This is a genomic window from Mesorhizobium sp. B2-8-3, from assembly GCF_006440815.1.
Taxonomy (GTDB): domain Bacteria; phylum Pseudomonadota; class Alphaproteobacteria; order Rhizobiales; family Rhizobiaceae; genus Mesorhizobium.
In genome coordinates this window covers 20,198-45,837 of the sequence record NZ_VFTW01000005.1, presented here as the reverse complement: position 1 = coordinate 45,837, position 25,640 = coordinate 20,198, and the positions used below count along the sequence as shown (strand labels likewise).

The following is a 25,640-nucleotide window of genomic DNA, read 5'->3' as shown; positions in this document are numbered from 1 at the left end:
CAATAGGGGGAATTCAGACCAGAACGGTCTGCAGCCGGGTCAGTTCGTTGATCTGGGACTTCGTCGCCTGGTAACCGAGGCTGATCGCCTCGTCGGCGCGATGGAATTCCGTCAGGCCGATATGGCTGAGCTTGGGCTGCAGCGACATATCCGGCGGATCGCCGGCGAGCCTGGCGCGCGAAATCCGGTCCTGGATGATGTTGAAGGCCTCGACCATGACGCCGGTGATACCAAGGCGTGTCTGGTGTGATTGGGGATTGACCTGGCCGGGGCGCGGCGCGTCGTTCTCGACAAGCAGTTCGCCGGCGCTGTGCTTGATGACGGCGGCGCGGCCGAACAGGTCGTAATGCAGGTTGACGGCCACGACAAGCGGCTGCTCATAGGCGCGGCAGACCGAGACCGGCACCGGATTGACCAGCGCGCCGTCGACCAGCATACGGCCGTTGCAGGCCACCGGCTCGAAGACGCCCGGCAGCGCATAGGAGGCGCGCATGGCGGTGACGAGCGAGCCGCTCGACAGCCATATCTCATGGCCGGTGCGGATTTCAGACGCGACGGCGACGAAAGGTTTCGACAAGTCCTCGAAACGGGCGCCGTCGAGGTGCTCGCGCAGGCGCTGATCGAGCCTCATGCCGCCGAACAGGCCGCTGCCGCGAAGATTGAGATCGAGAAGGCCGAAAATGCGCCGCTTGGTCAGGCTTCTGGCGAATTCTTCCAGTTCGTCGAGCTTGCCGGCAAGGTAGCAGCCGCCTACCAGCGCGCCGATCGAGGTGCCGGCGATCATCGATACTTCGATGCCGGCCTCGTCAAGCGCGCGCAGCACGCCGATATGGGCCCAGCCGCGGGCGCATCCGCCGCCGAGCGCCAGCGAGATACCGGCTTTCCTGTCTGGCTTCGGGTCAGACGCGCCGCCGGACGATGCGGGGCCGTTGGCCTCCCGAACGTCAGATCTGCTGCGCAATGACGCCCATTCGAGCATCACGATCTCCCTTGTCCCATATCCCTTCTACCGCAAGGATATTTGAGAATAGTGAATATGAGTGGTTTGTGAATATTGAATGGTTCACACCGGCTTCCGATACGTATGGTCCGCATCGAACAGCGGTCTGCTGCCGTCGTCGACAAGCGTCGTCTTGCCGTCGTTCAGCCCCACCGTCCGATAAAAGCAGGAACGTCTGCCGGTGTGACAGGTTGCGTCGTGGCCCAACACTTTGACACGCAACCATATCGCGTCCTGGTCACAATCCGTGCGCATCTCGACGACGTGCTGGAAATTGCCCGAGGTCTCGCCCTTCTTCCACAGCGCGTTGCGTGAGCGCGACCAGTAGTGGGCGACCCCGGTCTCGAGCGTCAGCGCCAGCGCTTCGGCGTTCATATGCGCGACCATCAAGAGCATGCCGTCGCCGGCATCGGTGACGACGACGGTGACGAGGCCCGCGGCATCGAAGCGCGGAGAAAGAACGGTGCCTTCCTCCAGCGCTTTCTTGTCTGATGGAGCTTTTGGGAATTCGACTGCCGACATCGCCGGTCCTTGTATGTTCGGGCCGGCGAGGGCCGGCAAATCAGCCGGCGCGCACCATGGTGACGAAGCGGACCTGCTCCTCGGGCGTGTCCTTGAAGACGCCGGTGAAGGTCGAGGTCAGCGTGGTCGAGCCCTGCTTGCGGATGCCGCGCATGGCCATGCACATATGCTCGGCCTCGAGCATGACGGCGACGCCGCGCGGGTTGAGAACGTCCTGGATGACGCCGGCGATCTGCGCCGTCATCGCCTCCTGGGTCTGCAGGCGATGCGCGAAGATGTCGACGACACGCGCGATCTTCGACAGGCCGACGACCTTGCCGTCCGGCAGATAGCCGACATGCGCCTTGCCGATGATCGGCACCATGTGGTGCTCGCAATGCGAATGGAACTTTATGTCCCTGACAATGACGAGATCGTCATAGCCCGCGACTTCCTCGAAGGTGCGGCCAAGCTCGTCGGCCGGGCACATGTCATAGCCGTTGAACATTTCGCGGAAGGCTTTGGTGACACGCTTGGGCGTGTCGATCAGGCCTTCGCGGTCCGGATTGTCGCCGGTCCAACGCAAAAGCGTACGCACGGCGGCTTCGACCTCAGCCTCGCTCGGACGATCGGTGACAGGCTTGTCCAGATATTCGGACGGGGGCATGATTTTCTTGATGACGGCATCCATAAAGGCGTCTCCCGTAGTCCCACTCAAAGGTGGGACGAGTTGAACGGACCACGACCTTTTGGGTGAAAATCGCCCATTTCCATCCCGCAAGCGGCGTGAACATATGGGCAAGGACAGCGGCTTGTCGTCGCCTTGTCGATGCCCGACTGCGATTATTATATATGGTTCTGGCGGCGCGAAAGGAAGACGCGAGAGCGGCAAAGCCTGTTCGCTGGGCGGCGACGGATTGGAAAAATATGATCGACGACGTCTACAATGCGAAAATTCTCGGTTTCGCCGGGAACATAGGGCGGATCGGCCGGCTCGACGATGCCGACGCGACAGCCAGGGCGCATTCCAAATTGTGCGGCTCGACCGTCACCGTCGACCTCAAGATGGACGGCGATGTAGTGACCGATTTCGCCCATGACGTGAAGGCCTGCGCGCTCGGCCAGGCCTCGTCGTCTATCATGGCCCAGCATGTGGTCGGCGCCCGCGCCGACGAATTGCGCGCCGTGCGCGAAACCATGCTGAAGATGCTCAAGGAGAACGGCGCACCGCCCGATGGCCGTTTCGCCGACCTCAAATATCTGGAGCCGGTGCGCGACTACAAGGCGCGCCATGCCTCGACCATGCTGACCTTCGACGCGGTGGTCGATGCGATCGGCCAGATCGAGAAGAAGCGCGCCGGACAGGCGGCCTAAGGATAGGACTTAGGCAGTTCTTCGGTTCACAGCGAACTCGTTTCGGATCCAGTCGGCAAAAGCCTTGGCGGGCTCCGGCAGATTCCGCAGGTTCCTGGCCACCAGCCAGTAGGCGCCGGAAGCGACATCGATACCGAACGGCTTGATCAAAGTGCCTGACGCGAGTTCTTCCCCGACCTGGAGGAGATCGCCAAGCGCCACGCCATGGCCGAGCAGCGCAGCCTGTTTCGAAAGCGAGATGTCGGCCAGCATCGGGCCACGCGCGGGTACCGCATCGGCGGGCACGCCGGCTGCCTGCAACCAGCGCGCCCAACCCTGCCGGTTTTCCTCATGCAGCAGCGTGTAATGGCGAAGGTCGATCGGCTTCTCCAAGGGAGGGCCGGATGCCAACAACCCCGGCGACAGAACCGGTGAATCGACGGTCGAGACAAGGCGTTCGGCTTCGCTGCGCGGCCATGACGTAGCGTGCGCGCTGAAACGCAAGGCGAGTTCGGGCTGATCGCTGCGGAACTCGATCGGCCGTGGATCGACTTCGAGGGACACATCGATATCGGGCCGTAATTGGCGGAAGCGATTGAGCCGCGGCACCAGCCATACGGCGGCAAGCGACGGTTCGACGCTTACACGGACGACGGCTTGCGCCGGTGAGGCCGTAAGCTCCGAAAGCACCCGGTCGATGTCGTCGAAGCTTCTGACCAATCGGTCGAGCAGCCTTTGTCCCGCATCGGTCAGTTCGACGCGGCGATGGAGGCGCAGAAACAGCGGTCTTCCAAGGAAGGTCTCGAGCTCGCGGATCTGACGGCTGATCGCGGCCTGCGAGACATAAAGCTCCTCGGCCGCCCGGCTGAAGCTCAAATGCCGGCCGGCCGTCTCAAAACTCCTGAGCGCCGTCAGCGGCAGCCGTCCTCGCTTCATTCGCATAACCTCAAGTTATTCAAAGCGGAAATTATACTCGTTTGAGCAGGAAGACCAGCAGCGGTCTAATCCGTTTCAAAGGAGACCTGCCATGAACGAGTTCCTGGCCATTTTCAGTGATGTGATACGGATAGCGACCTTCCAATGGCACGGCGAAGTCGTGCGCGGCGGCCACCATAACTGTCGCGATCTTCCCTCTCACCATTGCCCATGGACCGGCAGCCATCCCGCCCGGCGCTCCAGGCCATGAGGGCATTGCGTTTCAGCGCCGGAGCCCACATCTATCGCGCAGTGAAACAGGCTGCGGAGAAATGGGCGACCATTCCGGGCATACCCATGGCGTCCGGCCGGTGCAGAGCGGGCGCAACTGGCCGGGGCCATGGCGCAAGACGCCTGGGCGCATCCTGGGCACGTCGCTCGTGCGCCTCTATCAACTGACGCTCTCGGGCTTCGTCGGCAACAGCTGCCGGCACCTGCCGACCTGCTCCGAATATGCGCATGAGGCGATAGCTCGCCATGGCCTTTGGGCCGGTGGCTGGATGGGCCTGTTCCGGGTCCTGCGCTGCGGTCCGTTCGGAACGCACGGCATCGACCGCGTGCCGGAGACGCTTGCCCAGCGCTATGTCTGGTTCATGCCCTGGCGCTACTGGCGGATCAGCAAGAAACGCGGCGAAGCCAACAGCTGAGGCTTGTCCCGAAACGGGTGGCGGCACCCGCTGGCCGAAGCGACACTGGAGCCCTCCAAGATGCGAGGTTTCCCCATGATGTCGTTGTTCCTGGCCATTCACGCTCATGCCGCCAAGCGGGGCGATGGGCTGCGGCCTGAATTCCTCGGGCTGATGCCGCAGCCACGCGATATGCCGAAAGCCGTGAATGAAAATCCGGCCGGCTCTACCGGTGAGCCAAAGGGCGCTTTGAAGGCCGACCCGCAGCCGGGCAAGACAGTTCGCAGGCCTGTCATCGTCTAAGCTTTGTTTACCGTCCGGTAGGGTTAACGCGAAGCTGCACGAACACTGCGAATTTGAGACAAAATCGAGACAAGTCGCCTCGCTAAGCCGCTCCCGCAATCTCATTCCGGAGTGACTTCGCCATGCGCCAGATGGACCGCTATCCTTTCATTTTCGCCATCGTCCTTTTCCTTCTGGCCTGGATGCTGGGTTTGCCGGTGCGGGCGCAATCGGCGCCGCTCGACGATATCCGCTGCACGCTGATCCAGGATTCACGGAGCGGCGAAACGCTTTACCAGGACGGCGTCTGCGACCAGCGCGTCAGCCCGGCCTCGACGTTCAAGGTGCCGCTCGCGCTGATCGGTTACGATTCCGGCATCCTGAGCGATCGGCATACGCCGAGCTGGGATTACAAGCCGGAATTCAAGGCGGCGAAGCGTGACCAAAAGACCGTCGATCCGACGATCTGGGAGCGCGATTCCATCGTCTGGTACTCGCGCGAGATCACGCGGCGTCTCGGCGCCGAGAAGTTCTCCTTCTACGTGTCGAAATTCGGCTATGGCAACAAGGATGTCTCGGGCGATGCGGGCAAAAACAATGGGCTGACGCAATCCTGGATAAATTCCTCGCTCGAGATATCGCCGGTCGAACAGACGGCTTTCCTGCGCCAGCTGCTCGCCGGCAAGATGCCGGTGTCGGCGAAGGCGCATGAGATGACCAGGGCGATCCTTCCGACCTTCGCGGCAGGGGATTGGACCGTGCAAGGCAAGACCGGCAGCACAAGGCTCGGCCAGGACGGCAAGCGCTCGCTCGGCTGGTTCGTCGGCTGGGCCGAGAAGAGTGGCCGCCGCATCGTCTTTGCCCGGCTGGTCGTCGATGCCAAACGGACCGATAAGCCGAAAGGCCTCGCGACGCGGGCGGCGTTCCTGAAGGATTTGCCCGGCCTTATCAAATAGAACGGCTTGCGGCTTTACGGCGGCGGAAACTCCTCATAAAAGACTGCCGCTGCCGGACGCCTCCGGCTAACCCTCTGCTTGCGGCAACGCATCCTGCGGCATGCATTTTACCACCCGCGCTCGTTTGCGGGACTGGATAGGAGAACCCTGATGCCGAATTCCGTTTCCCTGACATTTCCCGATGGTTCCGTCCGCGAGTACGATGCGGCGCTGACCGGCGCGGGTCTTGCCGAATCGATCTCCAGGTCGCTGGCCAAGAAGGCTGTCGCCTATAGCCTCGACGGCACCGTTCGCGATCTATCCGATCCGCTCGGCACATCCGGCAAGGTCGAGATCATCACCCGCGAGGATCCGCGCGCTCTGGAACTCATCCGCCACGACACGGCGCATGTGCTGGCAGAGGCCGTGCAGGAGCTGTGGCCGGGAACGCAGGTGACGATCGGGCCGGTGATCGAGAACGGGTTCTATTACGACTTCGCGCGCAACGAGCCGTTCACGCCGGACGATTTCCCGGTGATCGAGAAGAAGATGCGCGAGATCATCGCGCGCAACAAGCCGTTCACCAAGCAAGTGTGGTCGCGCGAGAAGGCGAAGAAGGTCTTCGCCGACAAGGGCGAGCGCTACAAGCTCGAGCTGATCGACGCCATTCCGGAAGACCAGGACCTCAAGATCTACGCCCAGGGCGACTGGTTCGACTTGTGCCGCGGTCCGCACATGGCCTCGACCGGGCAGATCGGCAATGCCTTCAAGCTGATGAAGGTGGCGGGCGCCTATTGGCGCGGTGACTCGAACAATCCGATGCTGACGCGCATCTACGGCACAGCCTTTGCCGACCAGGCGCAGCTCGAGGCCTACCAGACGCTGCTGGAAGAGGCGGAGAAGCGCGATCATCGCAAGCTCGGCCGCGAGATGGACCTGTTCCATTTCCAGGAAGAGGGGCCGGGCGTCGTCTTCTGGCACGCCAAGGGCTGGAAGATGGTGCAGAACCTGATCAACTACATGCGCCGCCGCCTCGACGAGCACGGCTATCAGGAGGTCAACGCGCCGCAGGTGTTGGACAAGAGCCTGTGGGAGACGTCGGGCCACTGGGGCTGGTACCGCGATGCGATGTTCAAGGTGACTGTCGCCGGCGACGACACCGACGACGACCGCGTCTTCGCGCTGAAGCCGATGAACTGTCCCGGTCACGTGCAGATCTTCAAGCATGGATTGAAGTCTTACCGCGAACTGCCCGTCAAGCTTGCGGAGTTCGGCAACGTGCATCGCTACGAGCCGTCGGGCGCGCTGCACGGGCTGATGCGCGTACGCGGCTTCACCCAGGACGACGCGCATATCTTCTGCACCGAGGAGCAGCTCGCGGCCGAATGCCTGCGCATCAACGACCTGATCCTGTCGACCTATGCCGATTTCGGCTTCGACGAGGTCAGCGTGAAGCTGTCGACCCGGCCGGACAAGCGCGTCGGCACCGACGAGGCCTGGGACCACGCCGAGGCGATCATGAGCAACGTGCTGGAGACGATCCGCGCGCGCTCCGGCAACCGCATCAAGACCTCGATCAATCCGGGCGAGGGCGCGTTCTACGGGCCGAAGTTCGAATATGTGCTGAAGGACGCCATCGGCCGTGAATGGCAATGCGGCACCACGCAGGTCGACTTCAACCTGCCGGAGCGCTTCGGCGCCTTCTATATCGGCTCGGACTCGGAGAAGAAGCAGCCGGTGATGGTGCATCGCGCGGTCTGCGGCTCGATGGAGCGGTTCCTCGGCATCCTGATCGAGAACTATTCCGGCCATTTCCCGCTGTGGTTCGCGCCGCTGCAGGTGGTGGTGGCGACGATCACCTCGGATGCGGACCAATACGCCATCAAGGTCGTCGAGCGGCTGAAGGCGGCGGGGCTGTTGGCCGAGACCGACCTGCGCAACGAGAAGATCAACTACAAGGTGCGCGAGCATTCCCTGGCCAAGGTCCCTGTCATCCTCGTCTGCGGCAAGCGCGAGGCGGAAGAGGAAACCGTCAATGTCCGCCGGCTGGGCTCCCGCGACCAGGAATCGCTGAAGCTCGACGAAGCGGTGAAGCAGCTTTCCAACGAGGCGGTCTCGCCCGACCGCAAGCGTCGCGCAGCCTGATCTACCAGCACTTCCTAGAATGGCGGTGGCGTCTCCACCGCCATTTTCATATGCCTGTCACGCCAGCCTTGTAACGAGCCGCCATGCTCAAGTTGAAACTGCGGGAAAGACGTTTTCCCGAGCTCTCCTACGCCAACCCGCATCAACCGGTGCTGACGCGCTGGTTCATCCATTCCGTCGAGGGCCTATCGGGTCGCGACCGCTTTGCCGTGCTCTACGACTTCTGGCGCCGCCAGGTGGTTCCCACCGGCGACCGCGTGTTCACCCGCATGCTGGAGCTGATCGACGTCAAGGTCCGCAACGCCGTGCAATGGCCGCCGGCGGCGCTGCCCGATACGCCGCTGGTCATCGTCGCCAACCACCCCTTCGGCATCGGCGACGGCATTGCCGTGCTTTCGCTTGTCGAGCAGTTGGGCCGTCCGTTCCGGGTCATGATCCATAAGGACCTGCTCAGGATCCGCGAGATGGAGCCCTATTCGCTGCCGATCGATTTTTCCGAGACAAAGGAAGCGCTGAAGAACAATATGGCGGTGCGCCATGAGGCCGTGAGGCTGTTGAAGGACGGTGTAACCATCGTGATCTTCCCCGCTGGCGGTGTCGCCACGGCGCCCAAGGTCTTCGGCCGCGCCATCGATCTGCCATGGAAGATGTTTCCGGCCAAGTTGGTTCAGGAGGCCAAGGCCTCGGTCATCCCGATGCACTTTTCCGGCCAGAACGGGCGTCTGTTCCACCTCGTCAGCGGTCCGATGAACATGGCCGAGCGCGACAACCGCGTGGCCAAGTTCATCGGCAAGGCATCGTTGACGCTGCGTCTTTCCCTGCTCATCCGCGAATTCGCCCGCCTGTCAGGCAGGACAATCGAGGTGCGGGTAGGCGACGTGCTGAGATGGAACGACCTCGAACCGCTGCGCGAGCGCAAGGCGCTACTCGACCGACTCTACCGCGCGGTCTTCGACCTGGCGATTCCGGCTGCGCAACGCGGACGTGTGCCGTTCCTGCCGAAGCGGATGCGCAAGGCCGCCTGACGGACAAGCTTCGTCTTGGCGGCATAGTCACCCTTGATAGCCTTATTTTAGCTGGGCGTTGGGAGCGGGCGTCGAGACGATGCTGGCGCCCAACTGGAGCGTCAAAGCCGAGTACCTCTATGTTGATCTCGGGCGTCGGTCTTTTACAGCTCCTGCGACTGCTCCGGTGGATTTCAAAGTGTCGGCCAAGTTCCACGAGCAGACCGTTCGCATGGGCCTGAACTACCACTTCAACTGAGAGCCGGACCCGGTCAGTCCGCGCCTTCCTCCGGATCGATGGCGGACTGCTCATTGGCCACCACCTCGATTTCCTGGTTCTGGCCGGCAACGACCGTGAAGTCCTTCTGGTAGATGCGGTCGCGGTTCTTGGCGATGATGGTGTACTGGCCTTCGGCCAGCACCATCGATGCGAAGGCGCCGACCGCTTCCTTGATCGGATCGCCGCTTTCGTTGAGCAGCGACCAGGACGTGTCGGCGATGGCTTCACCGCCGGGTTCGCGCACCAGCTTCATCGTCATCTCGGCGGCGCGGTGCTCGACGGTCGCCTCCGTCAGCTTGCCGGCCTCGACGCGGATATCGGAGCGGATCACGGCGTTGACCGCGCCATAGGTGGAGACGACATGGTAGGTGCCGGCATTCAGCCGCACCACGGTGTTCGGCGCGACGTCGGGGGCGATCAGCGCGCGGTCGCCATTGGCCGCGGCCGCGCCTTCATAGATCGAAAAGCGCAGTTTCTTCGACGGGATCGGCGCGCCGCCCGATGTCACCGCGTCGAGCTTCAGGCCGCCGGCATCGAGCACAAGGCTTTCGCGCCGGGCCTCCTTGCCGACGGTGATGCGCTTGGTGGCGCCGGCGCGTCCGTAGGAGGCATGGACGAGATAGCTGCCGGGGTCGAGCTGGAACACGGCCGTGCCGCCATGCGCGGACGCCACCATCGGCAGCTTGCCGTCGCTGGCGGGTTCCGGCTTGAAGACCCGCCACACGATGCCGCGAGTGATGTCGGCGCCCTTGTCGGTCAACTGCGCCGACAGGGTGATGGCGCCGCCATTGCCGAGCCCCAGCGGCGCCCCGGCCTTTGGCGTCGCATAGCTCGAAATGCCTGGAAGTTTGATGTCGCCGACATCATTGGCGTTCTGGGCGAGCGCGAAGGAAACCGGCACCGCGAACAACGCAGCGACCAGTGCGATCACGAAAAGGCGCAGGTACCCCTCAAACATGCTTGCGTTGAAGCCCAAGGCGGTGGCAATTTCAAGGCCTAGAGCCGGATGATTTCAGGTCGAATTGACCTGAAATCTGAATCCGGCTCTAAGTCAAAGAAGTAGAGCATGATGTCGTCCGAAAACCGCTTCACACTTTTCGGCATCATGCTCTAGAAGCGCGTCGCCCCCGGCGCGGCAGCTTCTTATCCGGCGCAAAACGCCACCGCCCGAGCCGCCCGACCTCCCGATGGCGTGCTTCAGCTCAAAATTGAATGCTATTGAATGCTTAGGAGACTTGCGCCCATGGCGTCGCCGATCATCGACTTCCTGCTCACCCGCAATTCCGCGCCGATCCCCGACCTCAAGGAGCCGGCGCCGAGCGATGCCGAGATCGCGACGATGATCGCGGCGGCCTCGCGCGTGCCCGACCATGGCAGGCTCGAGCCCTGGCGTTTCATCCTCTATCGCGGCGAGGCGCGGGTCGAGATCGGCCGGAAGCTGGCGGCGCTTGCCGAGCAGCGCGAGGGGCCATTGCCGGAAGGCCGGCGCAATCAGGAGCTGGCGCGCTTCTCGCGCGCGCCGCTGGTGATCGGCGTCGTGTCGGTGCCGAAGGAGAACCCGAAGATCCCGCAATGGGAGATGTTCCTGTCGGGCGGCATGGCGGCCATGAACCTGATGATCGCGGCCAACGCGCTAGGCTATGGCACCAACATGATCAGCAACTGGTATTCCGATGTGGCCGAGGGCAGGGCGATCCTCGGGCTGTCGCCGCAGGAGCGCGTCGTCGGCTTCGTCCATATCGGGTCGTATCAGGGGCCTGCGCCGGAGCGGCCACGGCCCGATCCGGCGAAGCTCTATGCCGATTACGCCGGTCCCTGGGCCGGTTAGGATCTTTTGGGATTTTCGCAGAACGGCTCGGCGGGCGGCCAATAGTGGCGGGGGACGTCACGGAAGGTTTGGTCATGGTCTCGAGATTGGTTTTCCAGACATTCGTATGGTTCGGCATCATGGGCGCGCTGATGTTCGTGTCGGCCGGCACGCTGCACTGGACCGGAGCCTGGGTGTACATAGTCGTGATGGTCGCACTGAGCCTGACCATGGGCGTGGCGCTCGCCCGGCGCGATCCAGGCCTGATGAACGAGCGCCTCCGCCCGCCGATCCAGAAGACCCAGACCGCGGCCGACAAGATCGTGCTGAGCATATTGCTTATCGGCATTTTCGCCTGGCTGGTCCTGATGGGGCTCGACTTCCGCTTCCGCTGGTCGGCAACTCCCGTATGGGTGCAGGTGGTCGGCGTGCTGGTCCTGCTCGTCGGCATCTGGATCTGCTATCTCACGATGCTGGAAAACAGCTTTGCGGCGCCTGTCGTGAAGATCCAGGACGAGCGCGGGCAGAAGGTGATCACCACCGGTCCATACGGCTATGTCCGCCACCCCATGTATGCCGGCGCCATACTCTATTTTGCCGGCACGGCGCTGCTGCTTGGTTCCTGGTGGGGGTTGGCATCGGTCCCCGCCTTCATCGTCCTGCTCGCCATCCGCACCTTCATCGAGGAAAAGACCTTGCGGACCGGCCTGCGGGGCTATGACGATTACGCCGCGCGCGTTCGCTACAAACTGATCCCGATGGTCTGGTAGCGGTCAGGCGGAGCTGCCTGCCGCCCTGGAGCATTTCACCGTTTCCGTGAAACGGTGAAATGCTCTATCTCCTTGTTTTTACGCAATTCCGGACAGAAAACCGCTCACACTTTTCCTGGAATTGCTCTAGCGCGAGCCAGCAGCCGTTCGGCCAGCCGCAGATGCGGCCGGTCGTACATCTTGCCGTCGATGCCGACGACGCCCGGGTTTCCCGCCGCCGCGAAGGCGTCGACGATCGCCTGCGACCGCCCGACCGCTTCGGCGGACGGCGTGAAGGCGGCGTTGACGACCGGCACCTGCGCCGGATGGATCGCCATCTTGCCGGTGAAGCCGTCGCGCTCGGCCTCGCGGCATTCCTTCTCGAAGGCGGGCATGTCGCGGAAATCAGGAAAGACGGTGTCGACAGCGGCGACTTCGGCCGCGCCGGCCGCCAGAATGGTCATGGTGCGCGCCAGGCGAAACAGGTCGGTGTAGCGGCCGCCCTCGTCGCGGGTCGAGCGCGCGCCGATCGCGGCCGACAAGTCCTCGGCGCCCCAGGTCAGGCCAGCGAGCCGCGCGCTCGTTCCGGCATAGCTGGCCGCCGCCAGCACGCCCGCCGCGGTCTCGGTGATGATCGGCAGGATTCCTATAGCGCCGTCCGGCAGCCCGTTTTCGGCCTCGTGCACCCGGAGCTTCGCCGCCAGCTGCTGGACGTCCCGCCCGCTGTTCGACTTGGGCAGCATGATGCCGTCGGGCTTAGCAGGGACGAGTACCGCGAGATCGGCGTCGGTGAGGCCGGTCGACAGGTCGTTGACCCGCACATAGATGGCGGAACCTGTCCGGTGCCTTTGGCTCGAAATGAACCCGGCCGCGGTTGTGCGTGCCGCCCCCTTGTTCGCGGCGGCGACGGAATCCTCGAGATCGACGATGACCACGTCGGCACCGGCTTCAAAACCTCTTTCCAGCTTCCGCTCGGAGTCGCCGGGTACGAAAAGCAGCGAGCGCATCAGGCCGCCTTCTTCAGCATCATCGCCTGCCTTGTGCATTTGGCGACGAGAACGGCATTTTGATTGTAGGCGCGGTGCTCGAACTCGACGATGCCGCGGTCGGGTTTCGACTTGGACTCGCGCACGGAGACGACCGTCGTCTCGACCCGGATGGTGTCGCCGTGAAAGACGGGATGCGGGAACACCGTTTCCTTCATGCCGAGATTGGCGACAGTGGTGCCGACCGTGATGTCGTTCACCGAAATACCGATCATCAGGCCGAGCGTGAACAGCGAATTCACTAGCGGCTTGCCCCATTCGGTCTTTGCGGCGAAGTCGAAATCGATGTGCAGGGGCTGCGGGTTCAGCGTCATCACCGAAAACAGCATGTTGTCGCTCTCGGTCACTGTCTTGCGCAGCGTGTGATGGAAAACGTGGCCGATGACAAACTCTTCCAGATAAAGCCCGGCCATGGTTCGATCTCCTCCAATGCACCTGCTTGATAGGCGTTGGCCTCGCCTCCATCAAGCCGGTTAAGAAACATGGTGAACCGTTCGTAAACCATTTCCAGCCTACCGTTGACAACGGGGCCGGGAACATCCCGGCGAGGGCGTAGCTGGTCGGCATGGTTGTTTCGCACTTTCTAAAATGGATTGATACGGCAAGGGTTTCCGAGCGTGCCGCCGCCGCGAGCGCGCTGGCGCGTGCCTATATCAATTCCGATCTGCCGTTCGAGGATCGCTGCGCCGCCGAGGCGGCGCTCACGCTGCTTCTGGACGACGCTTCCTCCAAGGTTCGCCAGGCGCTCGCCGAGGCGCTGTCGATGAGCCATCACGCGCCGCCGCAGGTGATCAGCGCGTTGGCCGCCGACCAGCCGGAAGTCGCGGCGCTGGTTCTGGCGCGTTCGCCGCTGCTTACCGATGCCGATCTGATCGACCGCGTCGCCTGCGGCCAGAAGGCGACGCAGAAGCTGATCGCCAACCGTCCGGTCGTCTCGATGTCGCTGGCGGCGGCGATCGCCGAGATCGGCGAGCCGGAGGCCTGCGCCGCGCTGGTCGGCAACAGCGGCGCCGAGATTGCTTCGCTGAGCTTCCGCCGCATGGCCGAGCGGCACGGCCACCTGCCGCTGGTGCGCGAGGCGCTGATTGCCGATCGACGCCTGCCCGCCGATTGCCGGCACATGCTGCTGGTCAAGCTCGGCGAGACCCTGAAAGGTTCACCCCTGGTGCTGGCGATGATGGGTGCGGCGCGCGCCGATCGCGTGATGCGCGACGCCTGCGTGAAGGCCTCGGTGACGCTGATCGAGGGAACACGCCTGGAAGAACATGCCGCGCTGATCGAGCATCTGAGGCTGCGCGGCGACCTTACGGCAAGCTTCATCATCCGCACCATCGCGCATGGCAAGGTGGACTTCTTCGGCTCGACGCTGGTGGCTTTGGCCCAACAGTCCGAGCAGCGGGTGACGGCACTTCTCGCCGACGGGCACGACGTGGCCCTGCAGGCGCTGTTCCGCAGCGCCGGACTTGCGCCGGCCACGCATGCCATCATCCTGCGCGCGCTCAAGATCTGGCGCGAGGTCGCCAACGGCCGGCGTGTCGCCGGCGTACAGGAAGTGAGCTGGCTGATGTTGAAGGAGCTCGGCGGCCAATCCGCCGAGGGCGATCTTGCCGGGCTGGTGAAGTCTATCCACCTCGATGCCTTGCGGGAAAACGCGCGCGGGCACGCGCTGGCCATCGCCGCTGCCTAGGGCATATTCAAGTCTCAGCCGAGTTCTTGGGCGAGGCCGATGAGAAGCCCTTCAGGCCCGCGGATGTAGCAGAGCCGATACGCGTCCCTATACTGGACCACTTCGCCGACGAGCTCGGCGCCGCGCTTGCGGAGTCTCTCAAGCGTCTCGTCGACGTCGTCCACGGCGAACATGACGCGGAGATAGCCCAGGGCGTTCACCGGAGCGTTGCGGTGATCCGCGACGACAGGCGGTGTGATGAAGCGGGACAGCTCGAGCCGGCTATGACCGTCCGGCGTACGCATCATCGCAATCTCGACGTGCTGATCGCCGAGCCCGGTGACACGTCCGGCCCATTCTCCTTCGATCGTGGCTCGCCCTTCGAGTTCAAGACCGAGCTCGCGGAAGAATTCAATCGTCTCGTCGAGGTCCTCGACGACGATTCCTATGTTGTCCATCCGTTTGAGCGCCATGTGTCCAACCTAGGATGTCTCGACCAGCCTAACAAGAACCATTCCCGAACCGGTCTGACCTGAAACGCGGCTCCGAATTGTTCAGGCGCGGCCCTTCGCAAAGAAATCCGGATAATCTTCCATCGCCGCGGCGATGATGCGCAGCGAGGCGGCGATCTGCAGCATTTCGAGCCGATCGCTGCGTTGGGCGATGCTGGCCGCATATTGCCTCGCCACCGCGACGGTCGCGGTCTGCGGCTCGCCCGGCCGTCTAAACAGCAATTCGCGCGCCAAGCCGCGCAGGAAATTGCCGATGGACTCGACCGTTTCGTGCGGGACGGCCGAGTTCAGTTGCGCGTGGCGCAGCCGCAGCACTTCCAGCCCGACGGTGACGGCCGAAATGCTTCCGCCAAGAATGGGATCGCCCTTGCGGCCCGTCTGCTGCACCTGCGGCATCAACTGGTTGATCCGGTCATAGGCGAGGCTTTCGAAGGCCGAGCGCCGGGGTATGCGCTCATGCAGGCAAAGCCGCGCCAGATCCTCGCGCATCGCCTGCGAGATACGCTCCACGGTGACCCAGGGGTCGGCGGGCAGCACGACGATGAAGACGCCGATGGCAATCAGGATGCCGACCAGGATCGACGCCGAGCCGGCGAAGAACGGCCCGGGATCGTAGATCATCTGCTGATGCGGGCTGAGGAAGGCGAGGAAGTTGATGGCGAAGGCGGTGGCGACGCCGACATGGCGGGGATTTGCCATGCCGAGCGCCGCGGGCACCAGGATCGGCACCACGAAGAGCGTGAACCAGCCGAAGCCCGGCAGCGCCGGCAGCGCGACCTGGCCGACCAGAAAGGCAAAAGGCAGCGCGATCAGCGTTCCGGTGAAGAAACCCCAGGCGGACTGCACCGGATCCGGGCGCGCCGCGAACAGGCTGGAGACGACGGCGACAAGGATGACGGTGCCGGCGGCTTCCGACCATTTGGTCGTCAGCCAGAAGATCGCCACGAGCAACGTCGCGAGCGCGGCGCGCACGGCGTTGCGCCACGCGGCCTGGTAGTCGCGGTGGACGACCAGCGCCGGCTGGCCTCGCTCGCTCGATTTCCGCGAGACGGGTGAGCGAAGCGCGTCAAGGCCGCGCATCACCTGCTTCAGCGCCTCGGCGAAATCGCCGGCAATGGTCAGGCGGGTGATGGTGCCGACCTTGTCTTCGGCGGTATCGTTGGAGCCATCATCGTTGGGCAGGTCGGGCATCTCCCTGGCCTTGCTTGCGATCGCATCGAGCCGCGCCACCCAGGGGCCGGTGTCGTCGAGTGCGCCGGGTGTCGCCGCAAGTTCGCCGACGAAGGCCTTCAATTCGCTGCGCATGGGAATGAGCGCCGCGTTCTTCGGCCTGCGGTGGCTGTGCAGTGCGCGTGCCGCCGAAAGCGCCCACAGAAGCTGACCGATCGTGCGCCGCACCGGGTGGGCGCGGGTGGCGAAACTCGGCGCCTCCAGCCGCGCATAGGTGCGCATCTCGGCAAGCGTCTGGGCATCGGTGATCAGCTTGCGCTGGAGTGCGGAGAGGCTTGCCGGATCGCCGTCGGAAAAGGCGCCGCCGGCATATTCGGCGAGGTCGAGGATGCTGCGCTTCAACCTGGAAATGATGGCGTTGGCCGCGAGCTTCGGCAGGATCAGCCGGCTGGTGACGCCGGCGCAGACGATGCCGAGCGCGATCTCCGCGCAGCGGGCGACGGCCAGGTCGACGACGATATGCGGCTGTCCGAGGGCCGGCAGGCTGATGATCATCGCGGTATAGCCGGCAAGCGCGGCGCCATAGGCTTCCGGGTTGCGCAATAGCGACGAGACCAGCGTGCAGACGCCGATCCAGAGCGCCAGAACGCTCACCAACAGCCAGGGATTGGCGCCGAACAGCGATGTGATGCCGACGGCCGCCAGGCCGCCGGCCAGCGTGCCGAGCAGCCGGTAGAAGCCCTTTGCCAGCACCATGCCGGCGACCGGCTGCGCGACGATGAACACCGTCATCATCGCCCATTGCGGATGGTCGAGCTTCAGCGCGTAGGCGACAAGCAGCGCGATCAGTCCGGCCGAAACCGTGCGCAGGGCAAAAATCCAATCCGAACGGGTCGGCTGCGTCAAACCGCTTAAGGGCGTCTCGACAAGCTCTTTCAACCGCGTCCAGGTCACATCGGTTCTCCGTGCCGGAGACTGTTATGGACCGGCAGGCGATCAGATATCCAGCACGTCCGCCTCTGCGAATTCGGCGCGCTCCTGGATGAAGCGGAAACGCGCCTCGGGCTTGGTGCCCATCAGCGCGTCGACGGCATCCTTGGTGGCCTGCTCGGCGTCGATCACGTCGACCCTTAGAAGCGTGCGCTTCCTCGGATCCATCGTGGTCTCCTTGAGCTGCGCGGCCATCATCTCGCCGAGGCCCTTGAAGCGGCCGATCTCGACCTTGCCGCGGCCGGTGAATTCGGTGCGCAGCAGTTCGTCCTTGTGCGCGTCGTCGCGAGCGTAGCCGACCTTGCCGCCCTGCCGGATCGAATAGAGCGGCGGCACGGCCATATAGAGATGGCCGCCGCGGATCAGGTTCGGCATCTCCTGATAGAAGAAGGTGATCAACAGCGAAGCGATGTGCGCGCCGTCGACGTCGGCGTCGGTCATGATGATCACGCGGTCGTAGCGCAGCTCCTCGTCGCGGTATTTCGAGCGCGTGCCGCAGCCGAGCGCCTGGATCAGGTCGGAAATCTGCTGGTTGGCGGCGAGCTTGTCGTTGCCGGCGGAGGCGACGTTGAGGATCTTGCCGCGCAGCGGCAGCACCGCCTGGCTGGCGCGGTCGCGCGCCTGCTTGGCCGAGCCGCCGGCCGAGTCGCCCTCGACGATGAAGATCTCGGCGCCGGCGGCGGCGTTCTGCGTGCAGTCGGCGAGCTTGCCCGGAAGGCGCAGCTTGCGCACCGCGCTCTTGCGCGAGACTTCCTTTTCCTGGCGGCGCCGCACGCGTTCGTCGGCGCGCGCGATGACCCACTCCAGAAGCTTCGAGGCTTCCTGCGGATTGTCGGCCAGCCAGTGGTCGAACGGGTCGCGAAGGGCGTTCTCGACGATGCGCATCGCCTCGATCGTCGCCAGCCTGTCCTTGGTCTGGCCGACGAATTCAGGCTCGCGGATGAACACCGACAGCATGCCGGCGGCCGAGATCATCACGTCGTCGGTGGTGATGATCGAGGCGCGCTTGTTGCCGATGAGGTCGGCGTAAGCGCGCAGTCCGCGCGTCAGCACGTTGCGGAATCCGGCCTCATGCGTGCCGCCTTCGGGGGTCGGAATGGTGTTGCAATAGGAGTTGAGGAAACCGTCGCCGCCGAACCAGGTCACCGCCCATTCGAGCGAAGCATGGCCGCCCTGCTTGTCGCTCTTGCCGGCGAAGACCTCGCGCGTGACCTGGAATTCGTCGCCGAGCGTCGCCTTGAGATAGTCCTTCAGGCCGCCGGGGAAATGGAACTCGGCCTTGGCCGGCGTCTGGTCCTTTTCCTTGATCAGCGACGGATCGCAGGTCCAGCGGATCTCGACGCCGCCGAACAGATAGGCCTTCGAGCGCGTCATGCGGTAAAGCCGCGCCGGTTCGAAGGCGGCGCCCTTGCCGAAAATCTGCTCGTCGGGATGGAAGCGGGTCCTGGTGCCGCGGCGGTTGTGGACCTCGCCAAGATGCTCAAGACCGCTGACCGGGACGCCGCGCGAAAAACGCTGGCGGTAGAGCTGACGTCCCCGCGCGACCTCGACCTCGAGATGGTCGGACAACGCGTTGACGACCGAAACGCCGACGCCATGCAGGCCGCCGGAGGTCTCGTAGACCTTGGAGTCGAACTTGCCGCCCGAATGCAGCGTGGTCATGATGACTTCGAGCGCCGGCTTCTTGAATTTCGGATGCGGATCCACCGGGATGCCGCGGCCGTTGTCGGTGACGGTCAGGAAGCCGTCGGCGGAAAGCTCGACGTCGATGAAGGTGGCGTGGCCGGCCACCGCTTCGTCCATCGAATTGTCGATGACCTCGGCGAACAGGTGATGCATCGCCTTGTCGTCGGTGCCGCCGATATACATGCCCGGACGGCGGCGCACCGGTTCCAGCCCTTCCAGCACCTCGATGTCGGCGGCGCTGTAGCCCTCGCTGCCGTCGCGGGCGGGGGCCGAACGCTTCGCGGCCTGCATGAGCGGATCGGCCGGGCGCGACGGCGCGCGCACCGGCTGTGCCGGCTTTTCCATCTTGCCGAAGAGGTCGTTGCTGTCGTCCATGCTGGGCCTAGCGTCCGGTAAAGCGAATCACGTCTCGATACTGCCACGCTTTTGGCGGGCGAACGAGTTCCTGTTCCGTTCAGGGATCAAACTGTCTCTTATTCTAAAACCATTCGATAACCAAGCCGGCCGAAATAGGGCGGTCGGCGTGCCCCGGTATTCCCGATTCTTTAACATTAACGCCTAGCGTGAGGCCCAACCAACAAAAGACCACGGGCGTCAGGGGTTTCGTTGTGAGGGGCAGGGCCATTACCATGATCGGCATCGCCGCCGTGTTCGGCGCGATCTCGATCTTTGCGGCGGATTTCTGGGTCAAGAGCCAGGCGAAGGCCCAGCCCGAGGTCAAGGTCGTCTCCGTCATGACGCCGCAGCAGCCCAAGGTCGAGTTCAAGACCATCGTGGTCGCAAGCGCGCCGCTACGCTACGGCATGGAGCTCGGACGGCCGCAGCTCGCCGAGATTCCGTGGCCGCAGGATTCCCTGCCGCAAGGTGCTTTCCCGACGATCGACAAGCTGCTTGCGGACGGCAGCCGGGTCGTGCTGTCGCCGATCGAGGTCAACGAACCGGTGCTGCTCACCAAGCTTTCGGGGCCGAATGGCCGCGCCACCCTTTCCAACATGCTGTCGCCGGGAATGCGCGCCGTCACCATCCGCACCGATGAGATCGCCGGTGTCGGCGGCTTCATCACGCCGGGAGATCGCGTGGACGTCGTGCTGACGCGCGACGCTGGCGATATCCAGGAAGTGTCCAAGAATGCGCAGGGCGCCGCCGGGTCGACCGTCACGTCCGAGATCGTCGTCTCCGATGCCAAGGTGCTTTCGGTCGGACAGGGCGCCGACGAGCGCAAGACCGAGCCGCAAATCGCCAATTCCGTGACCCTCGAAGTCACCAACGAAGGGGCGCAGAAAGTGGCGCTTGCCCGCACCGTCGGCACGCTGTCGTTGTCGCTGCGGTCGGCCGCCGACGCAACCGCCAGCAATGGCGGGCTTACGACCATCTCGTCCTTCGGCGGCTCGGTTGCCGCAAACGCGCAGGCGAGCGCCGCCTCGCTCGTCAATGCGATGACGAAGGACCAGGGCGAGCCGAAACTAAAGACGGTGATCGTGACGCGTGGCGACAAGGTCGAGGAATACAAGGTTCCTTCACGGGAACCGCCGCAGGAACTGCAGCAATAGCCGGTGGGGACCGGCGGGGACGGGGCAAGATGTTCGGGTTTGATGCATTTCGGACGACCGGGGGATGGCGTCTTCTCGGCGCGATAGCGCTGGCGGCGGCAATGCTTGGCGTCGCCGCGCCGGCAAGGGCTGGCAATGACGTCGTCTATGTATCGGCGAACAAGAACGCCTCGATCAAGGTGGCCAAGGGCAAGCCGAAGACGATCATGACAAGCGCCGCCTTCTACCAGATCGTCATCGGCGATCCGGAGATCGCCAACGTCAATCCGCTGACCGACAAGTCCTTCTACGTGCTCGGCAACAATCTGGGCACCACCGGTATCGCCCTGTTCGACCAGAACAAGCAGCTTGTCGGCACCATCGATATCGAGGTGACGCTGGATACAGACCAACTGGCCAGCACCATCCGCGCCAGCGTTCCCGACGCCAAGATCAAGGTCGGTTCGGCGAACGGCCGCGTCGTGCTGTCGGGCGAGGCCGACGATGCGGTCGCCGCCGACAAGGCCAGCAAGATCGCGTCGCGCTTTTCCGGCAACGAGGAAATCATCAACTCGGTCAACATCTCGTCCTCGCAGCAGGTGCAGCTCAACGTCCGCTTCGTCGAGATCAATCGCCAGGCCGGTCAGGATCTCGGCGCCAAATACGCCGCCAATTTCGCCTATGGCATCGGCAACCGCAAAGTCGTGCTGAGCCCGGATGGAGGAAACCTGACGGCTGCCGGAACAGGCGAGATCATCGGCAGCCTGCTGTCGAACGGCGTTTCGATCGACATCGCCATCAAGGCGCTGGAGGAACGCGGCCTGGCGCGGCGGCTGGCGGAGCCGAACCTGATTGCGCGTTCGGGCCAGACGGCGAGCTTCCTTGCCGGCGGCGAGTTCCCGATCCCGGTTTCCGAAGACAATGGCAAGATCAGCGTCACCTACAAGAAGTACGGCGTCGGCCTGGATTTCACGCCGACGGTGCTGAAGGACGGGCTGGTAAGCCTCGACATCGCGCCGGAAGTGTCCTCGATCGACCCGTCCGCTTCCATCCAGGTCAGCAGCGGCATTTCCATTCCGGCCTTCATCGTGCGCCGCGCCAGGACATCGGTCGACCTCAAGAACGGCCAGAGCTTCATGATCGCCGGCCTCCTGCAGTCGCAGAACGACATCACGACATCGCGGGTGCCGGGGATCGGCAAGCTGCCGGTGCTCGGTCCGCTGTTTTCGTCGAAATCCTATCAGCGGCGTGAGACCGACCTGGTCATCATCGTCACGCCTTACCTGGTCAAGCCGGTCGATCCCTCGAAAAAGATGGTCGAGCCGACCGACGGCACCCAGCCGGCAAGTCCCGCCGACTATTTCCTGAACAACACCGAGGAAGTGGACGCCTCGGCGTCGAAGCGTCCGGTGACGCTGGCGGACGGCAGCGCCGCCCGCTCGATAGCTGCCGCCACGTCCGGCCACTTCCTCGATCTGCCAAAGGACTAAGGCCATGCGCATCCCCGTTTGCATCGCTCTGCTCCTGGCCGGTTTCGCCGGCGGCTGCACCAGCGACGACTATGTCCGCACCGAAGGGGTGACGCTCGGAGTCGGCAACGCACAGGCGTCCAACACCGCCATGCAGATGGTCGATCCGTGGAAGTACGGCGTGCAGAACACCCGGCTTCTCGTGCCGGCCCAGCGTCCGGGTTCCGAGAGCACCGCCGTCGGTGCGAAGGCCGGCTCGGGGTCGGCGCCGACGACATCATCAACGACATCGGACTGATGGGCTGACGACGATGGCATCTGGTAGCAAGACCAAGAAGATCCTGCTCGTTTCGACGGACACGACGTTCTTGCAAGACACACGGACGGCTTTCGCGGCCTCCGAGGTCATCGAGCTTTTGACGCTGGAAAAGAGTGTCAACGAGCTGCGCGGCGAGATCCTCGAGACGGACTTCGGCACGGTCATCGTCGACATGGATGCAGCCAAGCTCGAGGAAATCGAGTCGCTGCAGCGCGTCATGCGACGGCTGGAGGGCAGCATTCCGGTGATCGTCGTGACCCAGGAATTCAACGCGGCGGCGGTGCGTATCCTGGTGCAGCTCAAGGTCGCCGATTTCCTGGTCAAGCCAATCACCACGGCCGACCTCGTGCGTTCCGTCATCCGTGCGCTGCAAGGGCCGGGGCGGGAAGAGAACACCGAATCGCACATCTACACGTTCATGCCGGCCGCCGGCGGCGTCGGCACCACCACGCTCGCCTTGCAGACGGCGTTCCAACTGCATCATTCGGTGACGCGCGGCGCCTCGACATGCGTCGTCGACCTCAATTTCCAGCAAGGCGCCTGCGCCGAATATCTCGATCTCGAACCGCGCTTCGACATCACGGAAATCGAGAACCAGCCGGAGCGCCTCGACCGGCAATTGCTTGACGTGATGCTGTCCAAGCATGCGAGCGGGCTGTGCGTGCTTGCCGCTCCCACGCGCCCGTCGGACATGCGCTCGTTCAAGACCGATGTCGTGGTGCGCATGCTCGACCTCGTGGCGGCCTATTTCGACAATGTCGTCATCGACATGCCGCGCACATGGTTCCCCTGGACCGAGACGGTGCTGCTCGGCTCGAACAAGCTCTATATCGTCGCCGAGATGACGGTGCCCTGCCTGCGCCATACGCAGCGTCTCATCCAGGCCGTCTATGAGACCGCCGGCAAGGAAGTGAAGCCCAACGTCATCGTCAACCGCTTCGAGCAGAAGATGTTCGACAGCGGCATCAAGCAGGCTGACGTCCAGGAGATTCTCGGCGAGCATTTCGTTGGCGGCATCTCCAACAATTACCGGCTGGTGCGCGAGGCGGTCGACCGCGGCGTGCCGCTGCACGCCATCGACCCCAACGCCAATGTCGTCAACGACCTGAAGAAGATCATCCTGCCGGAGGAGGCCGTCCAGATGATGGCCAAGTCGAAGTCGCTGTTCGGCCTGGGCAAGGGCTTGCTGAAGAGGAAGGCAGGATGAACAGCCGCTTTTCCAACCTGCAGAGCCGCGACGTTCGTCCGCAGCGGGCACCCGAATCCGCGCCGGTCACGCACAATGCCGTGATCATCCCGACGACCCGCAAGCCGGCGCCGCCGAAGCCGGAAGCAGCGCCTGCAAAGAGCGCCAACAAGGTGCTCGATGCGCGTGTGCGTATCCATCGCATGCTGCTCGAGGAAATCAACCTCGTGGCGCTGGAGCGGCTGCCCCGGGATGAAATGCGCCGGCAGGTGCATGAATTCGTCTCGGAAAAGACGCGCAATGAGCGGATGGCGATCAACAACGCCGAACTCGACGCCCTGGTCGACGACATCGTCGACGAGATGGTGGGCCTCGGCCCGCTGGAGCCGCTGCTCAAGGACCCCGAGATCAACGATATCCTGATCAACGGCCACCAGAACTGCTTCGTCGAAAAGCGCGGCAAGCTGCAGCAGGTCAATATCCCGTTCAAGGATGAGGCACATCTCCTTCGAATCATTAATAAAATCGTCGCGGCGGTCGGCCGCCGCGTCGATGAATCGCAGCCGATGGTCGACGCCCGCATGCTCGACGGCTCGCGCTTCAACGCGGCGATCCGCCCGGTCGGCGTCGACGGGCCACTGGTGTCGATCCGCAAATTCTCCAAGAACAAGCTCGGCCTGCACAAACTGGTCGAATTCGGCGCCATCACCCAGAACATGGCCGAGGTGCTGGCGGCGGCGGTGCATGCCCGCAAGACCACGATCATCTCCGGCGGCACCGGCACGGGCAAGACGACGATGCTCAATGCTTTGTCGGCCTTCATTCCGGAAGACGAGCGCTTGATCACCATCGAGGACGCGGCCGAGTTGCAACTGCAGCAGCCGCATGTCGCGCGCATGGAAACGCGCCCGGCCAATATCGAGGGTCACGGCGAATTGAAGCAGCGCGACCTGGTCAAGAACGCGCTGCGCATGCGCCCCGACCGCGTGATCCTCGGCGAGTGCCGCGGCGAGGAAGCCTTCGACATGCTGCAGGCGATGAACACCGGTCATGAAGGCTCGATGGCCACCATCCATGCCAACACGCCGCGCGATGCCATCTCGCGTCTGGAACAGATGCTCGGCATGACCGGCATGCCGATGACTGTGCAGTCGATCCGCAGCCAGATCTCCAGCGCCATCGACATCATCGTCCAGCTGACGCGCCTGTCCGACGGCAAGCGCAAGGTGACCAGCGTCGCCGAAGTGACCGGCATGGAAGGCGACGTCATCCAGATGCAGGAGATCTTCCGCTTCGTGCGCACCGGCATGGAGGCGGACGGAAAGATCCTCGGCCACTTCGAAGCGACCGGCATCCGGCCACGCTTCCTCGAGGACCTGCGCAACATGGGCATCGAATTCCCGGGCAAGTATTTCGAACCCGGCCGGCCGCAGGACTAGGCCGGTGTTCGAGGGATTCAGCCCGGTCTACGTCGTCTACGCCGCGGCGGCGCTCACCGGCATCATGATCGCCGAGGGCCTTTATTTGCTTTATGCCGGGCGCAGCGACAAGCGCACGGCCATCAACCGCCGCATGAAGCTCGCAGAGAACAAGATCAGCCAGGAGCAGGTGCTGATCCAACTGCGCAAGGAACGCGGGATCGACGGCGGCGGCTCCATTTTTTCCCTCGACCGCTTCCGCGCCCTGCGCACGCAGTCCGGCATGACCACGCCGCTGCCGAAGTTCCTGACGATCACCTCGGGCGTGGCCGCGGCGCTGGCGCTTGTCGGCATCTGGAAGGGCCTGCCGCTCCTGTTCGGCCTCATCCTGTTTGTCTTGCTGTTGCCGGTGCTGCCGGTAATGGCCATGCGCTTCCTGCGCAAGCGCCGGCACAAGCGGTTCGGCATGCAACTGCCCGAGGCGCTGGAGCTGATCACGCGCGGCCTGAAGGCCGGCCATCCGGTGCCGGTGGCGATTGCCATGGTGTCGCGCGAAATGGCCGATCCGATCGGCACCGAGTTCGGCGTCGTCGCCGACGAGGTGACCTATGGCTCCGACCTGGTCTCGGCGCTGAACAACCTTTTCGACCGGGTGGGGCATGAGGACCTGCCGCTGTTCGTCACGGCGGTGTCGATCCAGAGCAGTTCGGGTGGCAATCTGCGCGAGATCCTCGACGGCCTGTCGGCGACGATCCGCGACCGCGGCAAGCTGCGCCGCAAGGTGCGCGCCATTTCGACGGAAGGGCGCATGTCGGCTTACATCCTGACCGCGGTCCCCGTGCTTCTGTTCACCGCCATCATGGTGCTGATGCCGCAGTTCTACCAGGATGTCTGGGACGTGCCGAAGACCTGGTACATGCTGAGCGGCTCCGTGATCTGGCTGCTGCTCGGCAACGCCATCATGTTCAAGATGTCGAATTTCAGGTTCTGAG

The 25,640-nt window shown here is 63.8% G+C and carries 25 protein-coding genes and 1 pseudogene; 16 read left to right on the top strand and 10 right to left on the bottom strand.

Annotation, left to right across the window (positions count from 1 at the left end):
* Positions 1-13 precede the first annotated feature (13 nt).
* The 3 genes from FJ418_RS10110 to folE form a co-directional block, all read right to left on the bottom strand.
* On the bottom strand, positions 14-979 hold the full coding sequence (locus FJ418_RS10110; protein ID WP_140652382.1) for a patatin family protein: 966 nt from the start codon (positions 977-979) through the stop codon (positions 14-16).
* A gap of 84 nt (positions 980-1,063) precedes the next feature.
* Positions 1,064-1,522: a phosphoribosyl-AMP cyclohydrolase gene (gene hisI / locus FJ418_RS10105; protein WP_140707981.1), complete on the bottom strand. Its 459-nt coding sequence runs from the start codon at positions 1,520-1,522 to the stop codon at positions 1,064-1,066.
* 40 nt (positions 1,523-1,562) lie between these two features.
* Entirely contained in the window at positions 1,563-2,192 is a 630-nt protein-coding gene (gene folE / locus FJ418_RS10100; RefSeq protein WP_140648134.1) for a GTP cyclohydrolase I FolE, read from the bottom strand.
* A gap of 236 nt (positions 2,193-2,428) precedes the next feature.
* Between folE and FJ418_RS10095 the strand changes: the two genes are divergently transcribed.
* Complete coding sequence (locus tag FJ418_RS10095) at positions 2,429-2,875, top strand: iron-sulfur cluster assembly scaffold protein (protein ID WP_140707979.1); 447 nt, start codon at positions 2,429-2,431, stop codon at positions 2,873-2,875.
* Between the two features lie 9 nt (positions 2,876-2,884).
* On the opposite strand, the gene FJ418_RS10090 is transcribed toward FJ418_RS10095, so the two are convergent.
* Positions 2,885-3,790: a LysR substrate-binding domain-containing protein gene (locus FJ418_RS10090; RefSeq protein ID WP_140865214.1), complete on the bottom strand. Its 906-nt coding sequence runs from the start codon at positions 3,788-3,790 to the stop codon at positions 2,885-2,887.
* 91 nt (positions 3,791-3,881) lie between these two features.
* Between FJ418_RS10090 and FJ418_RS31870 the strand changes: the two genes are divergently transcribed.
* The 6 genes and pseudogenes from FJ418_RS31870 to FJ418_RS10065 form a co-directional block, all read left to right on the top strand.
* Positions 3,882-4,040 carry a hypothetical protein gene (locus FJ418_RS31870; RefSeq protein ID WP_181166894.1) on the top strand — a complete coding sequence of 53 codons (159 nt, stop codon included), beginning with the start codon at positions 3,882-3,884 and terminating at the stop codon, positions 4,038-4,040.
* 61 nt (positions 4,041-4,101) lie between these two features.
* Positions 4,102-4,476 (top strand): membrane protein insertion efficiency factor YidD, encoded by a 375-nt coding sequence (yidD, locus tag FJ418_RS10085; protein WP_140865213.1) that lies wholly within the window; start codon positions 4,102-4,104, stop codon positions 4,474-4,476.
* A 404-nt stretch (positions 4,477-4,880) separates the two neighbouring features.
* Positions 4,881-5,693 carry a class D beta-lactamase gene (gene blaOXA, locus FJ418_RS10080; protein ID WP_140865211.1) on the top strand — a complete coding sequence of 271 codons (813 nt, stop codon included), beginning with the start codon at positions 4,881-4,883 and terminating at the stop codon, positions 5,691-5,693.
* A gap of 150 nt (positions 5,694-5,843) precedes the next feature.
* Positions 5,844-7,817, top strand: a complete 1,974-nt coding sequence (gene thrS / locus FJ418_RS10075) for a threonine--tRNA ligase (protein ID WP_140865209.1) — start codon at positions 5,844-5,846, stop codon at positions 7,815-7,817.
* Positions 7,818-7,900: 83 nt separating this feature from the next.
* Positions 7,901-8,842, top strand: coding sequence for a GNAT family N-acetyltransferase (locus FJ418_RS10070; RefSeq protein WP_140858880.1), 942 nt, complete (start codon positions 7,901-7,903; stop codon positions 8,840-8,842).
* A gap of 52 nt (positions 8,843-8,894) precedes the next feature.
* Positions 8,895-9,080 (top strand): annotated as a pseudogene (locus tag FJ418_RS10065) (outer membrane beta-barrel protein); the annotation flags it as partial.
* A gap of 13 nt (positions 9,081-9,093) precedes the next feature.
* Here the strand turns inward: FJ418_RS10065 and FJ418_RS10060 are convergent.
* Positions 9,094-10,059 (bottom strand): hypothetical protein, encoded by a 966-nt coding sequence (locus tag FJ418_RS10060; protein WP_140865206.1) that lies wholly within the window; start codon positions 10,057-10,059, stop codon positions 9,094-9,096.
* Between the two features lie 285 nt (positions 10,060-10,344).
* Between FJ418_RS10060 and FJ418_RS10055 the strand changes: the two genes are divergently transcribed.
* Positions 10,345-10,929, top strand: a complete 585-nt coding sequence (locus tag FJ418_RS10055) for a nitroreductase (RefSeq protein WP_140865204.1) — start codon at positions 10,345-10,347, stop codon at positions 10,927-10,929.
* A 74-nt stretch (positions 10,930-11,003) separates the two neighbouring features.
* Entirely contained in the window at positions 11,004-11,678 is a 675-nt protein-coding gene (locus tag FJ418_RS10050; protein WP_140865202.1) for an isoprenylcysteine carboxylmethyltransferase family protein, read from the top strand.
* Positions 11,679-11,782: 104 nt separating this feature from the next.
* Here the strand turns inward: FJ418_RS10050 and FJ418_RS10045 are convergent, their stop codons facing one another.
* Together FJ418_RS10045 and FJ418_RS10040 are read right to left on the bottom strand one after the other, a co-directional pair.
* On the bottom strand, positions 11,783-12,664 hold the full coding sequence (locus FJ418_RS10045) for a CoA ester lyase (protein WP_140865200.1): 882 nt from the start codon (positions 12,662-12,664) through the stop codon (positions 11,783-11,785).
* The gene (locus FJ418_RS10040) at positions 12,664-13,116 is read right to left on the bottom strand and encodes a MaoC family dehydratase (protein WP_140865184.1); all 453 of its coding nucleotides are present in this window, start codon (positions 13,114-13,116) and stop codon (positions 12,664-12,666) included. Before FJ418_RS10040 ends, FJ418_RS10045 begins: the two co-directional genes overlap by 1 nt.
* Positions 13,117-13,268: 152 nt before the next feature.
* On the opposite strand from FJ418_RS10040, the gene FJ418_RS10035 reads away from it, so the two are divergent.
* Positions 13,269-14,390 carry a DUF2336 domain-containing protein gene (locus tag FJ418_RS10035; protein ID WP_140865182.1) on the top strand — a complete coding sequence of 374 codons (1,122 nt, stop codon included), beginning with the start codon at positions 13,269-13,271 and terminating at the stop codon, positions 14,388-14,390.
* A 14-nt stretch (positions 14,391-14,404) separates the two neighbouring features.
* Here the strand turns inward: FJ418_RS10035 and FJ418_RS10030 are convergent, their stop codons facing one another.
* The 3 genes from FJ418_RS10030 to parE all read right to left on the bottom strand — a co-directional run bounded on the left by FJ418_RS10030 (position 14,405) and on the right by parE (position 19,102).
* Positions 14,405-14,842, bottom strand: coding sequence for a VOC family protein (locus tag FJ418_RS10030; RefSeq protein ID WP_140865180.1), 438 nt, complete (start codon positions 14,840-14,842; stop codon positions 14,405-14,407).
* Positions 14,843-14,923: 81 nt separating this feature from the next.
* On the bottom strand, positions 14,924-17,005 hold the full coding sequence (locus FJ418_RS10025; protein WP_140865178.1) for an FUSC family protein: 2,082 nt from the start codon (positions 17,003-17,005) through the stop codon (positions 14,924-14,926).
* A 42-nt stretch (positions 17,006-17,047) separates the two neighbouring features.
* A complete protein-coding gene (parE, locus tag FJ418_RS10020) occupies positions 17,048-19,102 on the bottom strand; it encodes a DNA topoisomerase IV subunit B (protein ID WP_140865176.1) in 2,055 nt (684 codons plus the stop codon).
* Between the two features lie 254 nt (positions 19,103-19,356).
* On the opposite strand from parE, the gene cpaB reads away from it, so the two are divergent.
* From cpaB to FJ418_RS09990, 6 genes are all read left to right on the top strand, one after another.
* Complete coding sequence (gene cpaB / locus FJ418_RS10015) at positions 19,357-20,277, top strand: Flp pilus assembly protein CpaB (protein ID WP_140865174.1); 921 nt, start codon at positions 19,357-19,359, stop codon at positions 20,275-20,277.
* Between the two features lie 101 nt (positions 20,278-20,378).
* Positions 20,379-21,746, top strand: a complete 1,368-nt coding sequence (locus FJ418_RS10010) for a type II and III secretion system protein family protein (protein ID WP_246682997.1) — start codon at positions 20,379-20,381, stop codon at positions 21,744-21,746.
* 4 nt (positions 21,747-21,750) lie between these two features.
* Positions 21,751-22,023 carry a hypothetical protein gene (locus FJ418_RS10005; RefSeq protein ID WP_140652347.1) on the top strand — a complete coding sequence of 91 codons (273 nt, stop codon included), beginning with the start codon at positions 21,751-21,753 and terminating at the stop codon, positions 22,021-22,023.
* A gap of 13 nt (positions 22,024-22,036) precedes the next feature.
* Positions 22,037-23,251 carry a response regulator gene (locus FJ418_RS10000; RefSeq protein ID WP_140647827.1) on the top strand — a complete coding sequence of 405 codons (1,215 nt, stop codon included), beginning with the start codon at positions 22,037-22,039 and terminating at the stop codon, positions 23,249-23,251.
* Positions 23,248-24,669 carry a CpaF family protein gene (locus FJ418_RS09995; RefSeq protein WP_140647826.1) on the top strand — a complete coding sequence of 474 codons (1,422 nt, stop codon included), beginning with the start codon at positions 23,248-23,250 and terminating at the stop codon, positions 24,667-24,669. Before FJ418_RS10000 ends, FJ418_RS09995 begins: the two co-directional genes overlap by 4 nt.
* Positions 24,670-24,673: 4 nt before the next feature.
* Positions 24,674-25,639: a type II secretion system F family protein gene (locus FJ418_RS09990; RefSeq protein WP_140647825.1), complete on the top strand. Its 966-nt coding sequence runs from the start codon at positions 24,674-24,676 to the stop codon at positions 25,637-25,639.
* Position 25,640 lies beyond the last annotated feature (1 nt).